Annotated in this window: 1 tRNA gene and 2 rRNA genes; all 3 read right to left on the bottom strand. The window is 50.4% G+C overall.

Features of this window, described 5'->3' with window-relative positions:
• Positions 1-977, bottom strand: a 23S ribosomal RNA gene (locus A9G10_RS03885); the annotation flags it as partial.
• A gap of 204 nt (positions 978-1,181) precedes the next feature.
• Positions 1,182-1,257: transfer RNA gene (locus A9G10_RS03880), tRNA-Glu, on the bottom strand.
• Between the two features lie 52 nt (positions 1,258-1,309).
• A 16S ribosomal RNA gene (locus tag A9G10_RS03875) occupies positions 1,310-2,587 on the bottom strand; the annotation flags it as partial.

Raw genomic sequence — 2,587 nt, 5'->3', positions numbered from 1 at the left:
TCTTCACGACGAACGTTAGCACCCGCCGTGTGTCTCCCATGATTAAACTTGTCAGTATTCGGAGTTTGCATCGGGTTGGTAAGCCGGGATGGCCCCCTAGCCGAAACAGTGCTCTACCCCCAACAGTTACTCATGAGGCGCTACCTAAATAGCTTTCGGGGAGAACCAGCTATCTCCCGGTTTGATTGGCCTTTCACCCCCAGCCACAGGTCATCCGCTAATTTTTCAACATTAGTCGGTTCGGTCCTCCAGTTAGTGTTAACCAACCTTCAACCTGCCCATGGCTAGATCACCGGGTTTCGGGTCTATACCCTGCAACTTAACGCACAGTTAATACTCGGTTTCCCTTCGGCTCCCCTATTCGGTTAACCTTGCTACAGAATATAAGTCGCTGACCCATTATACAAAAGGTACGCAGTCACACATGCCTAACGACACATGCTCCCACTGATTGTACGTACACGGTTTCAGGGTCTATTTCACTCCCCTCCCGGGGTTCTTTTCGCCTTTCCCTCACGGTACTGGTTCACTATCGGTCAATCAGGAGTATTTAGCCTTGGAGGATGGTCCCCCCATCTTCAGACAGGATATCACGTGTCCCGCCCTACTCTTCAAGCTTCCACATAATACACCTTCGTGTACGGGACTTTCACCCTCTGTCGTGCGACTTTCCAGACGCTTCCACTGATATATTATGCTACCCGCTTTAGGCTCCTCCCCGTTCGCTCGCCGCTACTAGGGGAATCTCGGTTGATTTCTTTTCCTCGGGGTACTTAGATGTTTCAGTTCTCCCGGTTCGCCTCATCTGACTATGTATTCATCAGATGATAGTGCAGTCACCTGCACTGGGTTTCCCCATTCGGACATCGACGGCTATAACGCCTTTTATCAGCTCACCGTCGCTTTTCGCAGATTAACACGTCCTTCTTCGCCTCTGATTGCCTAGGCATCCACCGTGTACGCTTAATTTCTTAACCTTACAACTCACAGTTGTCTTGGTCTCAATTACGCTTTTTTCTCTTTTCTACTTCACAACATCCACACTCACGTATCAATGTCTTCCGTAAAAACGAGAACTCGTTTCTTTCAGCTTGTTCCTAATTGTTAAAGAGCTTTATCTTTCTATTTACTCATACAAGTAAATACAAACATAATTTAATTCAAGAAATAATCTCATCTGATGGCGTCCCCTAGGGGATTCGAACCCCTGTTACCGCCGTGAAAGGGCGATGTCCTAGGCCTCTAGACGAAGGGGACTTAATTATTTCTTACAAACAAACAATCTGTGTGAACACTTACGAGCGCTTCGTAAGGAGGTGATCCAACCGCAGGTTCCCCTACGGTTACCTTGTTACGACTTCACCCCAGTCATGAATCACACCGTGGTAAACGCCCTCCCGAAGGTTAAGCTATCTACTTCTGGTGCAACCCACTCCCATGGTGTGACGGGCGGTGTGTACAAGGCCCGGGAACGTATTCACCGTGACATTCTGATTCACGATTACTAGCGATTCCGACTTCATGGAGTCGAGTTGCAGACTCCAATCCGGACTTAGACGTACTTTCTGAGGTCCGCTTGCTCTCGCGAGGTCGCCTCCCTTTGTATACGCCATTGTAGCACGTGTGTAGCCCTGGTCGTAAGGGCCATGATGACTTGACGTCGTCCCCACCTTCCTCCGCTTTATCAACGGCAGTCTCCTTTGAGTTCCCGACCTAATCGCTGGCAACAAAGGATAAGGGTTGCGCTCGTTGCGGGACTTAACCCAACATTTCACAACACGAGCTGACGACAGCCATGCAGCACCTGTCTCACAGTTCCCGAAGGCACTCCAGCATCTCTGCCAGATTCTGTGGATGTCAAGACCAGGTAAGGTTCTTCGCGTTGCATCGAATTAAACCACATGCTCCACCGCTTGTGCGGGCCCCCGTCAATTCATTTGAGTTTTAACCTTGCGGCCGTACTCCCCAGGCGGTCGATTTATCGCGTTAGCTTCGGAGCCCATCACTCAGGGCAACAAACTCCAAATCGACATCGTTTACAGCGTGGACTACCAGGGTATCTAATCCTGTTTGCTCCCCACGCTTTCGCATCTCAGCGTCAGTATCTGTCCAGAAGGCCGCCTTCGCCACCGGTATTCCTCCACATCTCTACGCATTTCACCGCTACACGTGGAATTCTACCTTCCTCTACAATACTCCAGATAACCAGTTTTAAGTGCAATTCCCAGGTTGAGCCCGGGGCTTTCACACCTAACTTAATTATCCGCCTACATGCCCTTTACGCCCAGTCATTCCGATTAACGCTCGCACCCTCCGTATTACCGCGGCTGCTGGCACGGAGTTAGCCGGTGCTTCTTCTGTAGCTAACGTCAATTGCATGCACTTTTCATACACACAACTTCCTCACTACCGAAAGTACTTTACAACCCGAAGGCCTTCTTCATACACGCGGCATGGCTGCATCAGGGTTCCCCCCATTGTGCAATATTCCCCACTGCTGCCTCCCGTAGGAGTCTGGACCGTGTCTCAGTTCCAGTGTGGCTGGTCATCCTCTCAGACCAGCTAGAGATCGTCGCCTTGGTGAGCC

It is taken from the genome of Gilliamella sp. wkB308, assembly GCF_001690185.1.
In the GTDB taxonomy this organism is placed as follows: domain Bacteria; phylum Pseudomonadota; class Gammaproteobacteria; order Enterobacterales; family Orbaceae; genus Gilliamella; species Gilliamella apicola_I.
Note: the sequence above shows the minus strand (reverse complement) of the source record. Positions and strands in the feature narration are given on the sequence as shown.